Genomic DNA, 17,262 nt, shown 5'->3' with positions numbered 1-17,262 from the left:
GTATTTTTCTTAATGGGACCTACAGCATCTGGAAAAACTCAATTTGCTATGTCTTTAAGAAAATATTTTCCAATAGAATTAATTAGTGTAGATTCTGCTTTAATTTATCGTGATATGGATATTGGAACAGCCAAACCAACTTTTTCTGAGTTATTACATCATCCTCATCGTTTATTAAATATTAAAGATCCGATTGAAACTTATTCAGCTGCTGAATTTTATAAAGATGCTGTAAAAGAGATTAATGATATTGTTAAATTTGGGAAAATACCTTGTCTTGTCGGTGGAAGCATGTTTTATTATAATGTATTATTAAATGGATTATCTGTTTTACCACCCTCTAATCTTAAAATTCGTGAATATTTATTAAATAATGAAAAAAAAAATCTACATGCAAAATTAAAACTAATAGATCCTGTTTCTGCTAATAGAATTCATAAAAATGATATTCAAAGATTATTAAGAGCATTAGAAATATTTTATCTTTCTGGAAAAAATTTAACAGAATTAAAAAAAAATAATCACAAAAAATTACCATATACTATTTTTCAATTTGCAATTATCCCGCCAAGTAAAGAATGGTTGAATAATCGCATTGAATTACGTGTCAAAAAAATACTAAAATTAGGTTTACAACAAGAAGTAGAACGATTATTTTTTAGAGGAGATTTACATATCAATTTACCTTCTATTAGAAGTATAGGATATCGTCAAATGTGGGAATATCTTGAATATAAAATTAGTTATCAAGATATGTGTAACAAAATTATCAACGCTACCAAAAAACTTGCTAAACATCAATTAACATGGTTAAAAAAATGGAAAAATCTTAATAAACTATCATATGATTCTAATCATGATATTTTAATTAAACAATTAATAGATATACTTAAAAACCAAATTCACAGAACAATATAACGATTAAAAAATAAATTTTTTAATATAATATTAATTATTAATTTTGTATTTTTTACGATTTTATCGTAAATAAACTTTACTACTTATTTTTTAAATTTATTTTAGCAACAAAATCAATTAATGAGGCATAATATGGCCTGGAATAAACCAAATGATAAAAAATCTGAACTTGATCCTTGGGGGGATAAAAAAAATGATAAAAAATGTTCTTCAAATGATATAAATAAAAAAAAATTAACTCAAAAAGATACTATATCAGATATAAAAAATTTTTTTTATAACATAAAAAATATTTTTATTAAAAAAACTTGTTCTTCAAAGACATCTAAAAAAAATACACATCCCTTTTTGATAATAATATTTATAAGTTTTTTTATTTGGTGCTTTAGTGGTTTTTACACTATTAAAGAAGCTGAACGTGGAGTTGTAATAAGTTTGGGAAAGTTTAGTCATTTAGTGGAACCAGGATTAAATTGGAGACCTGTATTTATAAATGAAGTAAAGGTTGTAAATGTTGAAACTGTACGAGAATTGGTAACTTCAGGAATGATATTGACTTCTGATGAAAATGTTGTTCATGTTGAAATGAATGTACAATATAAAATAACTGATCCTTCCGATTATTTATTTTCTGTTTCATATCCAGATCATAGTTTACGTCAAGCGACAGAGAGTGCATTACGCGGTATTATTGGTCGTTCTACGATAGATAGAATTTTAACAGAAGGACCTACTTTAGTACGTAGTGATGCTCAAAAAGAAATAGAAAAGATCATTCAACCATATCAAATGGGAATAACTATATTAGATGTGAATTTTCAAACAATTAGACCTCCAGAAGAAGTAAAATCATCTTTTGACGATGCAATTTTAGCACGTGAAAATCGTGAACAATATATACGAGAAGCGGAAACATATTCTAATGAGGTTCAACCAAAAGCTTATGGTCATGCTCAAAGAATTTTAGAAGAAGCGCGAGCATATTCATCACGTATAATTTTAGAGGCTCAAGGAGAAGTTGCTCGCTTGTCTAAAATTTTACCTGAATATAGAATTTCTAAGCAAATTACTTTAAAACGGCTTTATATAGAAGCTATAGAAAGATTGTTAAGTAAAAATAAAAAAATATTTATAAATAAAAAAAATAACTCAACGCTTCTTCTTTCTTTAGATAAATTATTTTCTAATAAAAAAACTATTAATGAAAATTTTAATAAAAAAAATCGTCTTTGTTTAAAAAAAAATAAACATGTTAAATATTTTTCTTCATTATCTCCTAAAAATATTTTAGAACAACGTCGTATTGACGCAATACGAAGTAATGTACAAAATTCAGAGAGAAAATGAATATGAATAAAGCTATTATTTGTCTATTAAGTATCTTACTTTTTTTTCTATCTTCTTCTTGTTTTGTTGTTAAAGAAGGACAACGTGGTATTATTTTAAAATTTGGAAAAGTATTACGAAATAATGAAAAAAAAACTATAGTATATAGTCCTGGTCTACATTTTAAATTACCATTTTTAGAAACAGTTAAAATGTTAGATGCTCGTACTCACACCATGGAAAATCAATCTGATCGTTTTGTTACAAAAGAAAAAAAAGATTTAATTATTAACTCTTATATTAAATGGCGTATTAGTGATTTTAGTCGTTATTATCTCTCTACAGGAGGAGGTGACTTATTTCAAGCTGAAGTTTTACTAAAAAGAAAATTTAGTGATCGATTACGTTCTGAAATAAGTCGTTTAAATGTACAAGAAATCGTTACTAATTCTAGAGAACAATTAACAAAAAAGGTTCTGAATGTTTTAAATGAAGGTTCTATAGATTTAGAAACAAAATCATCTATCAATGTAAATAGCATGAATTCCTTAGGCATGCATATCTTAGATGTTCGTATCAAACAAATTAATTTACCTCTAGAAGTCTCTAATTCTATATATAATCATATGAGAATTGAAAGAGAAACTGTAGCTAAAAGTCAACGTTCCCAAGGACGAGAAAAAGCTGAAAAGTTACGTGCGGCAGCAGATTACAAAGTTTCTGTAATATTATCAGAAGCTGAAAAAGAAGCATCTATTATCAAAGGAGAAGGAGAAGCTAAAGTAACTAAAATATTTGCAGAAAATTTTAGTAAAGAGCCTTATTTTTACTTTTTTATCCGTAGTTTACGTGCTTATGAAAATAGTTTTAAAAATGATGGGAATATCATCATACTTGATTCAGATAATAATTTTTTTGAATATATAAATGAAATGATGAAAATTAAATGATTCTATTTTTAAAAAATATAAAAAATATAGTAGGTATTATCTAATATGAATAAAAATATAGCAATACTTGGAACGCAATGGGGTGATGAAGGAAAAGGGAAAATAGTTGATTGTCTAACTAAAGATGCTGCATATGTTGTAAGATGTCAAGGTGGTCACAATGCAGGTCATACTTTAGTGGTTAATGGAGAAAAAATTATTCTTCATTTAATTCCATCTGGATTATTACATGAGAATGTAATTGGTGTTATTGCTAATGGTGTAGTCATTTCTCCATCAGCGCTAATTGAAGAAATAAAAATGTTAGAAAAACATAAAATTTTTATTAAAAATCGCTTGTATATTTCCAATTCAGCTCCTTTAATTTTAAAATATCATATTAAAATGGATATTGCACGTGAAAAAAAACTAGGATTTCATGCCATTGGTACGACAGGAAGAGGAATTGGACCTGCATATGAAGATAAAATTGCACGCCGTGCTTTACGTGTTTCGGATTTGAAAGATGAAAAAAGATTATCAGAACGTTTAGAAAAAATAGTTGATTATTATAATCATCAATTAGTATCGTTTTATAAACAAAAACCTGTTGATTATAAAAAAATTTTAAAGGATTTACTACCGTCTATAGATTTAATACAGGATATGATTCAAGACACAACTCATATTTTACATACAGCTATTAAAGATAATAAAAAAATTGTTTTTGAGGGGGCACAAGGTAGCTTTTTAGATATTGATCACGGTACATATCCATATGTAACTTCTTCTAATACTACTATTGGTGGTATTTGTTCAGGTACAGGAGTAGGTCCTAAACATTTACATTGTATAATTGGAATAACTAAAGCATACTCTACAAGAGTTGGTAATGGTCCTTTTCCTACCGAATTATTTAATAATATAGATGAACATTTTTCAAAAAAAGGTAATGAATTTGGTTCTACAACAGGTAGAAAAAGACGTACTGGTTGGTTGGATGCAGTATCTTTATGTAGAGCAGTAAAACTCAATTCTGTATCTAGTTTATGTGTGACAAAATTAGATGTTTTAGATGGTTTAAAAGAAATAAAAATTTGTACATCTTATAAAGATGTTAGTACGTCTGAAAAAATACTAACTGTCAACACTATAAATCATTGGAAAAATATAAAACCAATATATGAGACATATCCAGGATGGAACAAGAAAACTTTAGGAATTAAAACTTTTGAAAATTTACCTTGTGAAGCTAAAAATTATCTAAAACGTATAGAATCTATAACTAAAGTGCCTGTCGATATTATTTCTACAGGTCCTGAACGTTCTGATATTATTTTTTTAAATAATTTTTAGTAAAAATAATTTTTAACAGTATTTTAATTTAAATATTGTTAATATTTTTACAAAAGAACATAAAATAAACATGTAGAGTCTATTGTAAAAAAATTTTAATTATAATTTATATATATTATTTAATAATATAAATGGAGAAGTAAATATGGTAGTAAATCCCTACCAAAAACGAGATACTAGTAAGCATACATACTTAATTCCAAGTAGTAAAAATATTTTTTTATGGTTAAAAAAACGTAAAAACTTAGTTAGTCAAAAATGTTTAGAAAAGAAATTTTGTATTAATAATAAAGAAGCTAAGAAAGCATTTCGTCGTAGATTAAAGAAAATGGAGAAAGATGGTCAAATTATATATACTAAACATCAGTATTATATTATTTCTAAAAGTTTGAACATTGTGAAAGGAAAAGTGATAGGACATAAAGATGGTTATGGTTTTCTTAGGACGGAAACGTTAAAAGAAGATCTTTGGCTTTCGTCAGAACAAATGAAATTATGTATTCATGGAGATGTAATTTTAGCTTATATTATTGAATCTGATAGAAACACACGAAGATCAGCAAAATTTTTAAAAATATTAGAACCAAATAAATCCTTAATTATTGGTAGATATTATGTTTTTAATAAAAATAAAATCGTAATTCCTAACGATACTCGTTTTAATTTTAAGATTTTTATCTTTTCATCTATTAAAGATAATATTTCTTTAGGATCCATTGTAGTTGTAAAATTAAAAGAAAATTTTATTAGAACAAGTAAAATTAAAGGTTTGATAGTAGAAATACTCGGAAAAGAAATGGGTACTACTTTAGCAATAGATATAGCATTACGAACATATTCCATACCTACTCTATGGTCAGAAAACGTTAAAGAGCAATTACATACCATAAACGATCAAATTAATCAATATGAAGTAAAAAATCGCATAGATTTAAGGCATCTACCGTTTTTTACTATTGATGACGAAGACGCTCGTGATTTTGATGACGCTGTTTTTTGTAAAAAAAAAATAAATATAGAAGAAGAATGGATTTTGTGGGTAGCAATAGCAGACGTTAGCTATTACATTAAACCTAATACTCCTTTAGATATTGCTGCATTAGAAAGAGGTACATCTATATATTTTCCTTCATTAGTTATTCCCATGTTACCAGAAAAAATTTCTACAGATTTATGTTCATTAAAACCGTATAAAGAACGTTTATGTTTAATATGTGAAATGCATTTATCAAAAAATGGAGAATTAATTAGCTATAAACATTATGAGGCTATTATATGTTCTCATGGACGATTTACATATGATGAAATTTTTAAAATTTGGAATGGCGATAATTTTTTACGTTTTAAACATAAAAAATTTTTAAAAGATATTGAAAATTTATCGTTCTTGCAACAAATCTTAAGTCAACAAAACTATTCTAAAAAAGGCATTTATTTTGAAAATATAGAATCAAAATTTATTTTAGATTCTAATTTAAGAATTAAAGATATTTATCAAAAAATTCGAAACGATGTACATAAATTTATTGAGTCATGTATGATATTAGCTAACATAGCTTCTGCTAATTTTGTAGAAAAATATCAATATCCTGTCTTATTTCGGAATCATGATCGTCCTAAAAAAGATAAAATTTCTAATTTTCGTTTGTTTTTAAAAACGTTAGGATTAACGTTATCAGGAGGAGAAAGTCCAGAATCAATGCATTATGCCGATTTATTAAAAAATATTGCTAACCGTCCTGAATATGAAATCATTCAAACAATATTATTACGTTCGATGACACAAGCCGTATATTCTCCAGAAAATTCCGGACATTTTGGTTTATCTTTGTCTAGTTATGTGCATTTTACTTCACCGATTCGACGTTATCCTGATCTTATGTTGCATAGAATCATTAAATATTTATTATCACAAAATAATAAAAATCGGTTGCCAACTAAATATAATGTTAATGACGCTTATTCATATAGTATTCAAGCAGTAAAAAACATTGGAATTCATTGTTCTATGACAGAAAGACGTGCTGATGAAGCCACTCGAGATGTAATTGATTGGTTAAAATGTGACTTTATGCATAAAAAAATAGGTCGTGTATTAACAGGTGTAATTTCCAACGTGACTTCTTTTGGTTTTTTTGTTCGATTAAATCAGTTCTTTATTGAAGGATTAGTGCATATAGCATCTTTACATGATGATTATTATGATTTTGATTCTCTAAATTTTAAATTAATTGGAAAATCTAAAAAAAATGTTTATTGTCTTGGTGATACATTACAAGTAAAAGTAATATCGGTTGATTTAAACGAACGTAAAATAAAACTATCTTTAATATAATTATGTTTTATTTATGTTGTTAAAAATAAAATTTCATTGATTTTTTGGTGAAAGTAAAATACCATATATATGAAAAAATTATCTATATTATAAAAAAGTTCCTTGCTTCCTTACAAAATGAAGATAATTTTTTATAAGGAAGCTAAAAAAACCAAAAGGATCATATACTTTATGCGTCATTATGAAATTATTGTTATGATTCATCCTGATCATAGCGAGAAAGTTTCTTTATTAATCGAAAAATATAAAAAAATTATTAAAAAAGATGCAGGTATCGTACATCGTTTAGAAGATTGGGGTAGACGTCAATTATCTTATCCTATTAATAAATTACAAAAAGCACACTATGTTTTAATGAATATAGAAACTGCACCTAAAACTATTAATATCTTAGAAACGGAGTTTCGTTTTAACACAATAATACTTCGTAATATGATTATGTGTGTTAAAAAAGCAATAGTTCAACCTTCACCTATTTTAAAATTAAAAGATGAAAAAAAAGAAAAAAGTAAATTTGATAAATAAACAATAGTGTTCAAAATTATATTTTTACGAATAATCAAAACTTGAGTTTTTACTATTTGTTAATGTTTTGGAGGAAATATAAATGGCACGTTATTTTCGTCGTAGAAAATTTTGTCGTTTCACTGCAGACGGTATCCAAGAAATAGATTATAAAGATATCGCTGTTTTAAAAAACTATATTACAGAAAGTGGTAAAATTGTCCCTAGTCGTATTACTGGGACTAGAGCTAAATATCAAAGACAATTATCTAGAGCGATTAAAAGAGCACGCTATTTAGCTTTATTGGCTTATACTGATCAACATCGTTAAAAATATGTTTTTTATTATTGTTTATAATATATGAGATTTACAAATGGAAATAATTTTATTAGAAAAAGTTCATAAATTAGGTAATTTAGGTAATATTATTAACGTCAAATCTGGTTACGCCAGAAATTTTTTAATTCCTAAAGGCAAAGCTATTTTAGCTAATAAAAAAAATATTGAATCTTTTGAAGCTCAACGTATTGCTTTAGAAAAAGAAAATATGAGTAAGTTTCTGATTGCAGAATTACGTGCTGAAAAAATAAAAAAAATAAAAACTATTAAAATTTTATCTAAAGTAGGAAAAGAAGGAAAAATATTTGGTTCTGTTGGTATTAGAAATATTATTAAAGAAATGACATCATTAGGTGTAAAAATAAACAAAAAAGAAATTCGATTACCCAATGGTCTACTACGTCATGTTGGAGAACATAAAGTAATATTTCAACCGCATAAAAAAATATGCGTCAATTTTATCGTGAATATTATTTCAAAAAAATAAATTCATGAAAATTTTTCATTTTTAATTACTATTCAAGATGTCAAGCATTATGTTAGAAAAAATTTGCACACTTGCACGTCATACAGGAAAGGAAATAATAAAATTTTATAATTCTAAAAAAATTATAAATATTTCTTATAAATTAGATAAAACTCCTATTACCAATGTTGATCGTGAGGCGCATAATATAATTAAAAAAGGACTTTTCAAAATCGATTCCAAACTACCAGTTATTTCTGAAGAAGAATTACATCCATTTAAAATTTGTCGTTTGTGGAAAGATTATTGGTTAATTGACCCATTAGATGGAACGAAAGAATTTTTAAAGAAAAATAGTGAATTTACAGTCAATATAAGTTTAATTAAAAATGGTGTTCCTACTTTAGGAGTCATATATGCGCCTGTTTTAAATGTTTTATATTTTTCTAGTAATAAAAATGCTTGGAAAGAAACAGGATCAGGTAAAAAAGAAAAAATCTATGTCGCATCTGATAAAAATCAGAGAAATACACTATTAGTTACTAGTCGTTCACATCCCGATAAAGAGTTAAGTAATTTTTTAAAAAAAATAAAAAATTATCAGCTTAAAAAAATGGGTTCTTCTTTGAAATTTTGTTTAATTGCAGAAGGAACAGCGCAAATTTATCCAAGATTTGGTAGTACCCATATTTGGGATACTGCTGCAGGTCAAGCTATTTTGATTGCTGCCGGTGGAAAAGTGCAAACATGGTCAGGAGATGATTTAAATTATTCATTATATTCTCGTTCTTCTTTTATTAATCCTGGATTTTGTGCGTTTGCTCCATAATCATTTAAAATGATTATTTTTTACTAATAAAATATACCCTTAATATTATGAAAAATATTGAAATACAACTTATAAACTTAAATACAGAACAGCAAAACTTACCGCCAAAATATGCGACTGAAGGGTCATCTGGTTTGGATTTACGGGCTTGTTTAGAAAAAAAAATCAAATTAAAATCTGAAAAAACGATATTAATATCAACTGGTATAGCTATATATATTAAAAATCCTAATATTGCAGGATTGATTTTACCTCGATCTGGATTAGGTCACAATGAAGGAATTGTCTTAGGTAATTTAATCGGTTTAATTGATTCTGATTATCAAGGTCAATTAATGATTTCATTATGGAATCGTAGTAAAAAAGATTTTTATATTAACCCTAACGATAGGGTAGCCCAAATAATTTTTATTCCGATTATTAAACCAAGTTTTTCTATAGTCACAAGTTTTACGAAAAGTGTTCGTTCAGACAGCGGTTTTGGACATTCTGGTATTATTTAATCTGGTATTATTTAATATAATAGTAGTTTGATAAAACGAATTAAACAATTTTATTGTTTATCAATACCGTATTTTTTACGATATTTTAACAGTTTGATTAGATGTCTTTTTAATGTTTTGTTTTCTAATAGATAATCGATAAGATCTTCAATAGTAATTATTGAAGTAATTTTATAGTTTTTTTTCTTTTCAAGACAATTAATAGTGTGTAGTTCTCTTTCTCCTTTTTCTTTTCTATCAAATAGTACAAATATTGAAGATATATATGCTTTATGTTCCTCCACAATTTTGATAGAATTATGTATTGCAGTTCCTGATGTAATTACATCATCTAAAATAATAATTTTTTTATTTTCAATAATATTACCTATTAACTTTCCTTGTTCTCCATATGTTTTTTTTTCTTTTCTATTAAAAGTATATGGAATATTTAAATTATAGTGATTTTTTAATGCAATAGATGTTGAAACAGCTACAGGAATACCTTTATATGCTGTACCAAATAATATATCAAAGTCTACATTTGAATTCATTATAGAGTGAGCATAAAACACTCCTATTTTAACAATATCTTCTCCATTAGATAACAAACCTGAATTAAAAAAATAGGGACTAGTTCGTCCTGATTTTAGTGTAAATTGTCCAAATTTTAAAACTTGTTTTTTACAACAAAAATCAATAAATTCTTTTTTCCAATACATAAAAATTCAATCCGAATTTATTAAAAAAATTTAGAATAAAATTCAAGAAAATATAATAATATTAATTAAATTAACAATTAATCTAATGTTTATTAGATAAACTAAGAAGACAATGGTTTTTTGGTGGCCCTTGCTGGATTTGAACCAGCGACCAAGCGATTATGAGTCGCCTGCTCTTACCACTGAGCTAAAGGGCCATTTTATTTCAATATCTCTACTATAAATGAATTTTTTCTAATAATCTAGATTTCTTTTTAAAAATTTTGATTTTTTTAAATAAAAATTTTCACATATATTTGACAGATACGAAAAATTTTGATATATATAATTAAATTCCTCTGTAGTTCAGTTGGTAGAACGGCGGACTGTTAATCCGTATGTCACTGGTTCGAATCCAGTCAGAGGAGAAAAATATTTTTAATCAATAATTAATTTTAATTCTTGTGAAATAATTCTTTTTTCTTTTGACAGTTCTGCGTTTTTAACAATATAATCATCAATTCTATCTTCGTAATCGTTTTTCATCATAGAAATTATTTTTTTAATTTCCTCATAATTCATATCTGATGTAATATATTGACTAAGATTGTCTAAAAGTAAGATTCTTTTTTGATTATCTCTGATTTTTTTCTCAATATCAGATATTTCTCTTTTTATTTTATTTTTTCTTCTGAATTTATGAACAAATTCTAATACATTTTTAAATGATTTTTTCGTATTTGACATGTTTTATAAACCTTGTTATGTTTATGTTTTTGATTGTTTTAATAATTTAATAATTTTTAAAATTTTAAAAATTTTAAAAATTTTACATTTATCGCTTGAATTTTATATATAAATAATATGTCTTTAAATCAACCTACTTTTTTATTTTATGATTATGAAACATTTGGAATACATACATCTTTAGACAAACCAGCGCAATTTGCTTGCATTAGAACAAATATAAATTTTGATATTATTGAGAATCCAAAATGTTTTTATTGTTTTTTTTCAAATGATTATTTACCTGATCCACATGCTATTTTAATGACAGGTATAACTCCTCAATATACAGAAAAACATGGAACTAATGAATATAATTTTTCTAAAAAAATATTTAATATTTTTAAACAACCTAAGACTTGTATTATTGGTTATAACAACATTCATTTTGATGATGAAATTACTAGGAATATATTCTATAGAAATTTTTTCGATCCTTATGAATGGAGCTGGAAAAATGGAAACTCTCGTTGGGATATATTACATTTATTAAGAGCATGCTATGCGTTAAGACCTGAAGGTATCAAATGGCCTAAAAATGATTTGGACCTACCTAGTTTTAAACTTTCTGATTTCACTGAGATCAATAATATTACTCATGCTCATGCGCATGATGCTATGTCAGATGTGTATGCTACTATTGCTATAGCAAAATTAATTAAAAATAAACAACCTAAATTATTTGCATTTTTTTTTAAAATGAGAAAAAAAAGTGCATTGTATAAATTGATTGATTTAAACAAATCAAAACCAATTGTTTATGTTTCTAATAATTTTGGAGCTATTCGTCATAATGTTAGTTGTATATTACCTATAATATGGCATAAAAACAAAAACATACTTATTGCTATCGATTTATTTAGAGATATTGAAAAATTAATTTTTTTATGTACACAAATATCGTTTGAAGATGATTTTATTAAAAGCTTATTTAATCTAGGCATACTATTATTACATTTTAATCGTTGTCCAACATTAGCACCAATTCAATGTATAAGAAAAGAAGATATATCTCGGTTAGATTTTAATTTTCTTTTATATTATAAAAAAATCAGACTTTTAAGAAAAAATAAACATATTTTCGAAAATATTAAAGTTATGTTATCGAAAGAAAAAGAAATTGTTTCATCGTCAAATGTAGATTTGAAAATTTATGATGCTTTTTTTTGTATGCATGATAAAAAAATTATAAACACTATTCAAAAAACTTCTCCATCTATGTTAAAAAATAGGACTTATCATTTTTATGATTATCGTTTAAAAAAATTGCTTTTCCGTTATCGAGCTCGTAATTTTTATGAAACATTAAATAAAAAAGAAAAAAAAGTATGGTTAAAATATTGTTTAAATGTTTTAAAACCAACTATTTTAAAAGAATATGTTAGAAAAATTGAAAATTTGTTAAAAGAATATTCTTATGATAATAAGAAAATAATTTTATTAAATAGCATATTATTTTATGTTTTTCATAAATATAAAAAATTATTTTACGAAAATTTTAATTTAAGTTAATTATTGTTGTTTCATGAAAATTATATTCTTTTAAATAAAATAGTAATTCCTGTATTTTTTTATTATCTTTTGAGTATAAAAAAATATTTTTTTTAATTTCTTGTTTAATATTAAATTGATAAAAATATTTTTTAATTTTTAGTATCACTGTGTTTTTTGAGTCTATAAAATAAATAGAGTTGTATAAAATTTTTTGAATTTCAATTTTTAAGAATAAAAAGTGAGTGCAGCCCAATATAATTGTATCAGGTGTTATTTTAAGATTTATCCATGGTTTAAAAATATTTTGCAATTCTTTTTTGTTGGTATTATTACCTCTAATTTTTTTTTCTGCTATTGATGCTAATTTATTTGTAGCTATTATTTTAATAGTGACATTAGTAGGTTTTTTTTGTATGATTTTTTGAATATAATCAGAATTGATTGTAGCTTTAGTTGCTATTAAACCAATAATGTTATTTTTTGTAATTCTTTGAGCAAATTTAATTTCAGGGAATATTCCAATAATAGGAAAATTAAATTGTTTTTTTAGGATAGATAAAGTATTCGTACTTGCTGTATTGCAGGCAATTAAAACAATTTTAATAGGATATTGTTTTTTTATTATATTGATAATTTTAATGCTTCTTTTTAAAATAAAAGTTTTTTTCTTATTTCCGTAAGGAAACCCTTGATTATCTAATACATATATGTAACGTATATTTGGTAGTGTGTTTTTTATATTTTTTAATATAGATAAACCACCTACACCAGAATCAAATATTAGCACTGTATGTTTTTTTTTTATAAAGTAGAAATATTATTTAACAAATAGTTTTGGATGACACAATACTATTTTAAGTATTATTACAATAATTTTTATTTTTAATTAGTTTCTTTAAATAAAAAGAATTTCATTTCTTTTTCTATTTCTCTACGGTGATTGATATCATTCATGTTAAGTTTTTTTTCATTTATTAAAATAGTTTGCTTCATTATCCATTTTTTCCAAGCTTTTTTAGAGATTTTATTGTATATTTTTTTTCCTAATTCACCAGGATAAATTTGATAATCTTGACCTTCAGATTTTTTTTGTAAAAATGTACAAAAAATTATACGAGGCATTTTAGTTTTTCCTTAAAACAGTATCTTTTTGAAAATTTGTAAGTATTTTTTTTACAGGTTGAGGTAATCCTATATGTTTTGGTTTGTTTAAATTATACCAAATACCTATTTTATTGTCTCCATGAAATTTTAAATTATGTGGACAATCAATTAAAATTGGATGGATATGTAATATAAAATGACTAAATTTATGAAAAAATGATAACATTTTTTTTATTTTTTTTAAATTTATTTTTTTTTCTTTCAACCATATTAATGCTTTTTTTTCAGTATCAAAATTAGGAAAACAAAATAAACCTTTCCAAACATTTTTTATGGTATTTCGTTCTAACCAAAAATTGTTTTTAGATTTAATTAAAATAAACCAAGATGTTTTTTCATGAGATGTTTTTTTGATATTTTTTGATGGATATTGTTCCCAGTTTTGTTTGATATTTGAAATACAACTTTTTTTTAATGGACAAATATTACATTTTGTTTTTCCACGTGTACAAATTAAAGATCCTATATCCATCATACCTTGATTAAATTGACCAGTGTTGTTGATTGGTGTAATAGATTCAATAAGACACCATAATTTTTTTTCTAATTTTCTATCTTTTATGCTTCCTCTGAAATCATAATAACGTATTAAAATTCTTTTTACGTTTCCGTCTAAAATAGAATGAAAAAAATTTAATGATAAAGATAAAATAGCTCCAGCTGTAGATTTCCCTATTCCAGGTAGTTTAATTAGATTTGCAAATTGATCAGGAAATACTCCATTATATTGTGTTTGGATTATTTTAGCTGATTTGTAAATATTTCTTGCTCTATTATAATATCCTAAACCACTCCATAGATATAAAATTTTATCTAAGGTTGAATCATTTATAGATTTTACATCTGGAAAATTTAATATAAATTTTTTAAAATATGGAATAACAGTTTGAACTGTTGTTTGTTGCAACATAATTTCGGATATCCAAACTATGTAAAGTGTTTTATTTTTTTGCCATGGTAAATTTTTTCTACCATTTTCATGGTACCAATTTAAAACTAATTGAGAAAAAGAATATATCGTCATAATGAAGAATTATTTTGTATAAAATTTTTAATTAAAAATGAGAAATCAAGTAAAAATGAAAAATAATATTTTAATACCTGAATATAATAATAGCGGTGTTTTTATCAGAAAAACTCGTAGTTTTGTTTGTCGAAAAGGTCGAATTACTATGTCTCAGTTAAATGCTATTCAAAAATATTGGAGATTAATTGGAATTGATTTTCAGTTAATACCTTTAGATTTTTCTTCCATATTTAATAGTTCTGGTTCTGTTGTATTAGAGATTGGTTTTGGTTCAGGAAGATCTTTAGTTCAAAGCGCAATAAACTGTCCTAATAAAAACTTTTTAGGTATAGAAGTATATAAATCAGGGATAGGATCCTGCTTAAATTTGGCCTATCTATCTAAAATTAAAAATTTAAAAATCATCTATCATGATGCTACTGAGGTTATTAATACTATGATTGTGAATAATACTTTATCACAAGTACAAATTTTGTTTCCAGATCCTTGGAATAAAAAACGTCATAATAAACGTAGAATCTTACAAAATAATTTTTTAACAATTCTTTCTAAAAAATTAATAGTTAATGGTATATTACATATTGTAACTGATTCTAAAGAATATGCTATTTATATAATAAATATGATTAAAAATATTAATAATTATAAAAATTTATCAAAAACAAATGATTTTGTTCAAAGTCCTTCGAATTATGTAATAACTGATTTTGAAAAAAAAGCATATCTTCGAGGTGATCGTGTTTTTCACCTAATGTTTCAAATAAAAAAAAATTATTTATCTTAAAAAAATTTTTAGTAGAGAATTTAAAAAAAATTTACCTTTTTTTGTGGTATTCCAATAGTTCAATTCATCAATTAAAAATCCACGTTTTATTGCCATTTGAATTTTTTTTTCTATATAATTTTCATTTAAATTAGTTTTTTCTTGAAAATGTCTTTTAGAAACAGGTTTATATAATCTAAAGGTATTCATAAAATATTCAAAAGCTAAATCTTGTTTAGAAATAATATTCATAGAGCGTAGGTAGTTTCCATGCAAATAATCTTTTAGATTTTTATTTTTATAAGTTCTTAGGATTTTGCCATTTTTTTGACTAATTTTACCATGAGCGCCGCAACCTATTCCTATATAATCTCCAAAACTCCAATAATTAAGATTATGTTTACACTGATAATTTAATTTCGAGTATGAAGATATTTCATACTTTTGATATCCTGATTTTTTTAATAATTGATCTCCTTTAGAAAACATTTGAAAAATTATATCATCATTAGCTATATTTAGTTTTTTTGAATAAAAAATAGTATTAGGCTCTATAGTTAATTGATACCAGGATATATGAGATGGATTATATTTAATAGCATATTTTAAATCTGTTAAAGAACTTTCTAAATCTTGATCTGGTAAACCATACATTAAATCTAGATTAATATTATTATTAATTGTTTTTAATTTTTTAATACAACTAATACATTCAGATGAAGTATATGTACGCTCTATTTTTTTCAATAAATTTGTATTAAATGTTTGAACTCCTAAAGAAAAACGATTAATACCAGATTTTTTATAATGAATAAAGCGTTGACATTCTATTGTTTTAGGATTAGCTTCTATAGTGATTTCTGCATTTTTACAAACCAAATATCTCTCTTTAATACCATTAATTAAATTGTTTACTGATTTTTGTTTTAATAAACTCGGAGTACCTCCACCGATGAAAATAGTATTTATTTTTTTATTTTTTATGAGCTTTAAATCTTTTTCAAAATCTTTTAATAAATTTTCAATATACTTTTTTTCAGGTATCGTCTCTTGACTAACATATGAATAAAAATCGCAATATCCACATTTTTTTAAACACCAAGGAATATGAATATATAAACTAATCGGAGATGATTCAAACATAAGAGTACTTTTAAGTATGATGTTAAATAATTTTAGTAAAATAATTATACTAATTAAAAATATTTCGACCAATTCTAATCATATTACTGTCATTTAATAAAGAATTTTCTATATCAAAACTGGTTCCTAATGATAACGTATCTACTGATGTGTATTGTTGTTTTAATTGATGAAAAGTTTTTTTGATTATTTGATACTGTAGATTAGTATTTACGATGTTTTTGGTAATTTTTGGCATTGCCATAATTCCTCGTAAATTAATATTAGGCATTGAAGAAATTATTTTTGCTAATGTTTGATATTCTGTTATATCAATGCCGTTTTTTTTAGGTTCCTTGGAAATGTTTATTTGAATTAAAACATTAATAGGAAGTAAATTTTTTGGTCTATATTTATTCAATAAAAAAACAATTTTTTCTCTATCGACTGTTTGACACCAATCAAAATTTTTCGCAACTAATTTGGTTTTATTAGATTGTATTTTTCCAATAAAATGCCAAGTGATATGTTTATATTTTTTAAATTTTTGTATCTTTAAAATAGCTTCCTGTATATAATTTTCTCCAAATTCTTGTATCCCTGATAATATAGATTGTTTTATTATATCCACTTTTTGATTTTTAGAAACTGCTATAATTTTTACTTTTCTGTAAGGCAGATTATTAGTTTGAATAAAATTTTGTATTTTTTTTTTAAATT

Annotated in this window: 19 protein-coding genes and 2 tRNA genes; 13 read left to right on the top strand and 8 right to left on the bottom strand. The window is 24.6% G+C overall.

Annotation, left to right across the window (positions count from 1 at the left end; genetic code table 11):
- Positions 1-12: 12 nt before the first annotated feature.
- The 10 genes from miaA to dut all read left to right on the top strand — a co-directional run bounded on the left by miaA (position 13) and on the right by dut (position 9,506).
- Positions 13-918, top strand: coding sequence for a tRNA (adenosine(37)-N6)-dimethylallyltransferase MiaA (miaA, locus tag ATN01_RS02870; RefSeq protein WP_236854793.1), 906 nt, complete (start codon positions 13-15; stop codon positions 916-918).
- Positions 919-1,050: 132 nt separating this feature from the next.
- Positions 1,051-2,265, top strand: a complete 1,215-nt coding sequence (hflK, locus tag ATN01_RS02865; RefSeq protein WP_075433565.1) for an FtsH protease activity modulator HflK — start codon at positions 1,051-1,053, stop codon at positions 2,263-2,265.
- 2 nt (positions 2,266-2,267) lie between these two features.
- On the top strand, positions 2,268-3,194 hold the full coding sequence (gene hflC / locus ATN01_RS02860) for a protease modulator HflC (protein WP_075433627.1): 927 nt from the start codon (positions 2,268-2,270) through the stop codon (positions 3,192-3,194).
- A 45-nt stretch (positions 3,195-3,239) separates the two neighbouring features.
- Positions 3,240-4,529 (top strand): adenylosuccinate synthase, encoded by a 1,290-nt coding sequence (locus ATN01_RS02855; RefSeq protein WP_075433564.1) that lies wholly within the window; start codon positions 3,240-3,242, stop codon positions 4,527-4,529.
- 145 nt (positions 4,530-4,674) lie between these two features.
- Positions 4,675-6,864 (top strand): ribonuclease R, encoded by a 2,190-nt coding sequence (gene rnr / locus ATN01_RS02850; RefSeq protein ID WP_075433563.1) that lies wholly within the window; start codon positions 4,675-4,677, stop codon positions 6,862-6,864.
- A 171-nt stretch (positions 6,865-7,035) separates the two neighbouring features.
- A complete protein-coding gene (gene rpsF, locus ATN01_RS02845; RefSeq protein ID WP_075433562.1) occupies positions 7,036-7,389 on the top strand; it encodes a 30S ribosomal protein S6 in 354 nt (117 codons plus the stop codon).
- An 82-nt stretch (positions 7,390-7,471) separates the two neighbouring features.
- Positions 7,472-7,699: a 30S ribosomal protein S18 gene (rpsR, locus tag ATN01_RS02840; RefSeq protein ID WP_075433561.1), complete on the top strand. Its 228-nt coding sequence runs from the start codon at positions 7,472-7,474 to the stop codon at positions 7,697-7,699.
- Positions 7,700-7,742: 43 nt separating this feature from the next.
- Positions 7,743-8,195, top strand: coding sequence for a 50S ribosomal protein L9 (rplI, locus tag ATN01_RS02835; protein ID WP_075433560.1), 453 nt, complete (start codon positions 7,743-7,745; stop codon positions 8,193-8,195).
- Between the two features lie 49 nt (positions 8,196-8,244).
- Entirely contained in the window at positions 8,245-9,003 is a 759-nt protein-coding gene (gene cysQ, locus ATN01_RS02830; protein ID WP_075433559.1) for a 3'(2'),5'-bisphosphate nucleotidase CysQ, read from the top strand.
- Positions 9,004-9,050: 47 nt separating this feature from the next.
- Positions 9,051-9,506, top strand: a complete 456-nt coding sequence (gene dut / locus ATN01_RS02825) for a dUTP diphosphatase (protein WP_075433558.1) — start codon at positions 9,051-9,053, stop codon at positions 9,504-9,506.
- Between the two features lie 50 nt (positions 9,507-9,556).
- Here dut and pyrE read toward each other — a convergent pair whose 3' ends face one another.
- Positions 9,557-10,207, bottom strand: a complete 651-nt coding sequence (gene pyrE, locus ATN01_RS02820; protein ID WP_075433557.1) for an orotate phosphoribosyltransferase — start codon at positions 10,205-10,207, stop codon at positions 9,557-9,559.
- Between the two features lie 121 nt (positions 10,208-10,328).
- Positions 10,329-10,404, bottom strand: a tRNA-Ile gene (locus tag ATN01_RS02815).
- Positions 10,405-10,541: 137 nt separating this feature from the next.
- Between ATN01_RS02815 and ATN01_RS02810 the strand changes: the two genes are divergently transcribed.
- Positions 10,542-10,614: transfer RNA gene (locus ATN01_RS02810), tRNA-Asn, on the top strand.
- A 10-nt stretch (positions 10,615-10,624) separates the two neighbouring features.
- Here ATN01_RS02810 and ATN01_RS02805 read toward each other — a convergent pair.
- Positions 10,625-10,933, bottom strand: a complete 309-nt coding sequence (locus tag ATN01_RS02805; RefSeq protein ID WP_075433556.1) for a DUF496 family protein — start codon at positions 10,931-10,933, stop codon at positions 10,625-10,627.
- A gap of 117 nt (positions 10,934-11,050) precedes the next feature.
- Here ATN01_RS02805 and sbcB point away from each other — a divergent pair, with 117 nt between their 5' ends.
- Positions 11,051-12,484 (top strand): exodeoxyribonuclease I, encoded by a 1,434-nt coding sequence (sbcB, locus tag ATN01_RS02800; RefSeq protein ID WP_075433555.1) that lies wholly within the window; start codon positions 11,051-11,053, stop codon positions 12,482-12,484.
- On the opposite strand, the gene murI is transcribed toward sbcB, so the two are convergent.
- The 3 genes from murI to mutY all read right to left on the bottom strand — a co-directional run bounded on the left by murI (position 12,471) and on the right by mutY (position 14,654).
- Positions 12,471-13,253: a glutamate racemase gene (gene murI, locus ATN01_RS02795; RefSeq protein WP_075433554.1), complete on the bottom strand. Its 783-nt coding sequence runs from the start codon at positions 13,251-13,253 to the stop codon at positions 12,471-12,473. The two genes, sbcB and murI, sit on opposite strands and share 14 nt — an antisense overlap.
- A gap of 95 nt (positions 13,254-13,348) precedes the next feature.
- On the bottom strand, positions 13,349-13,588 hold the full coding sequence (locus ATN01_RS02790) for an oxidative damage protection protein (RefSeq protein ID WP_075433553.1): 240 nt from the start codon (positions 13,586-13,588) through the stop codon (positions 13,349-13,351).
- A gap of 1 nt (position 13,589) precedes the next feature.
- A complete protein-coding gene (gene mutY, locus ATN01_RS02785) occupies positions 13,590-14,654 on the bottom strand; it encodes an A/G-specific adenine glycosylase (RefSeq protein ID WP_075433552.1) in 1,065 nt (354 codons plus the stop codon).
- A 55-nt stretch (positions 14,655-14,709) separates the two neighbouring features.
- Between mutY and trmB the strand changes: the two genes are divergently transcribed.
- Positions 14,710-15,441 (top strand): tRNA (guanosine(46)-N7)-methyltransferase TrmB, encoded by a 732-nt coding sequence (gene trmB / locus ATN01_RS02780; protein ID WP_075433626.1) that lies wholly within the window; start codon positions 14,710-14,712, stop codon positions 15,439-15,441.
- On the opposite strand, the gene hemW is transcribed toward trmB, so the two are convergent.
- On the bottom strand, positions 15,433-16,563 hold the full coding sequence (hemW, locus tag ATN01_RS02775; RefSeq protein ID WP_075433625.1) for a radical SAM family heme chaperone HemW: 1,131 nt from the start codon (positions 16,561-16,563) through the stop codon (positions 15,433-15,435). The genes trmB and hemW overlap by 9 nt on opposite strands.
- Before the next feature lie 49 nt (positions 16,564-16,612).
- Complete coding sequence (locus ATN01_RS02770; protein WP_236854846.1) at positions 16,613-17,197, bottom strand: YggS family pyridoxal phosphate-dependent enzyme; 585 nt, start codon at positions 17,195-17,197, stop codon at positions 16,613-16,615.
- Positions 17,198-17,262: the final 65 nt, after the last annotated feature.

The sequence above is a fragment of the Buchnera aphidicola (Diuraphis noxia) genome, from assembly GCF_001700895.1.
GTDB classification, from domain to species: domain Bacteria; phylum Pseudomonadota; class Gammaproteobacteria; order Enterobacterales; family Enterobacteriaceae; genus Buchnera; species Buchnera aphidicola_D.
This window is presented reverse-complemented; position numbering and strand designations above follow the sequence as displayed.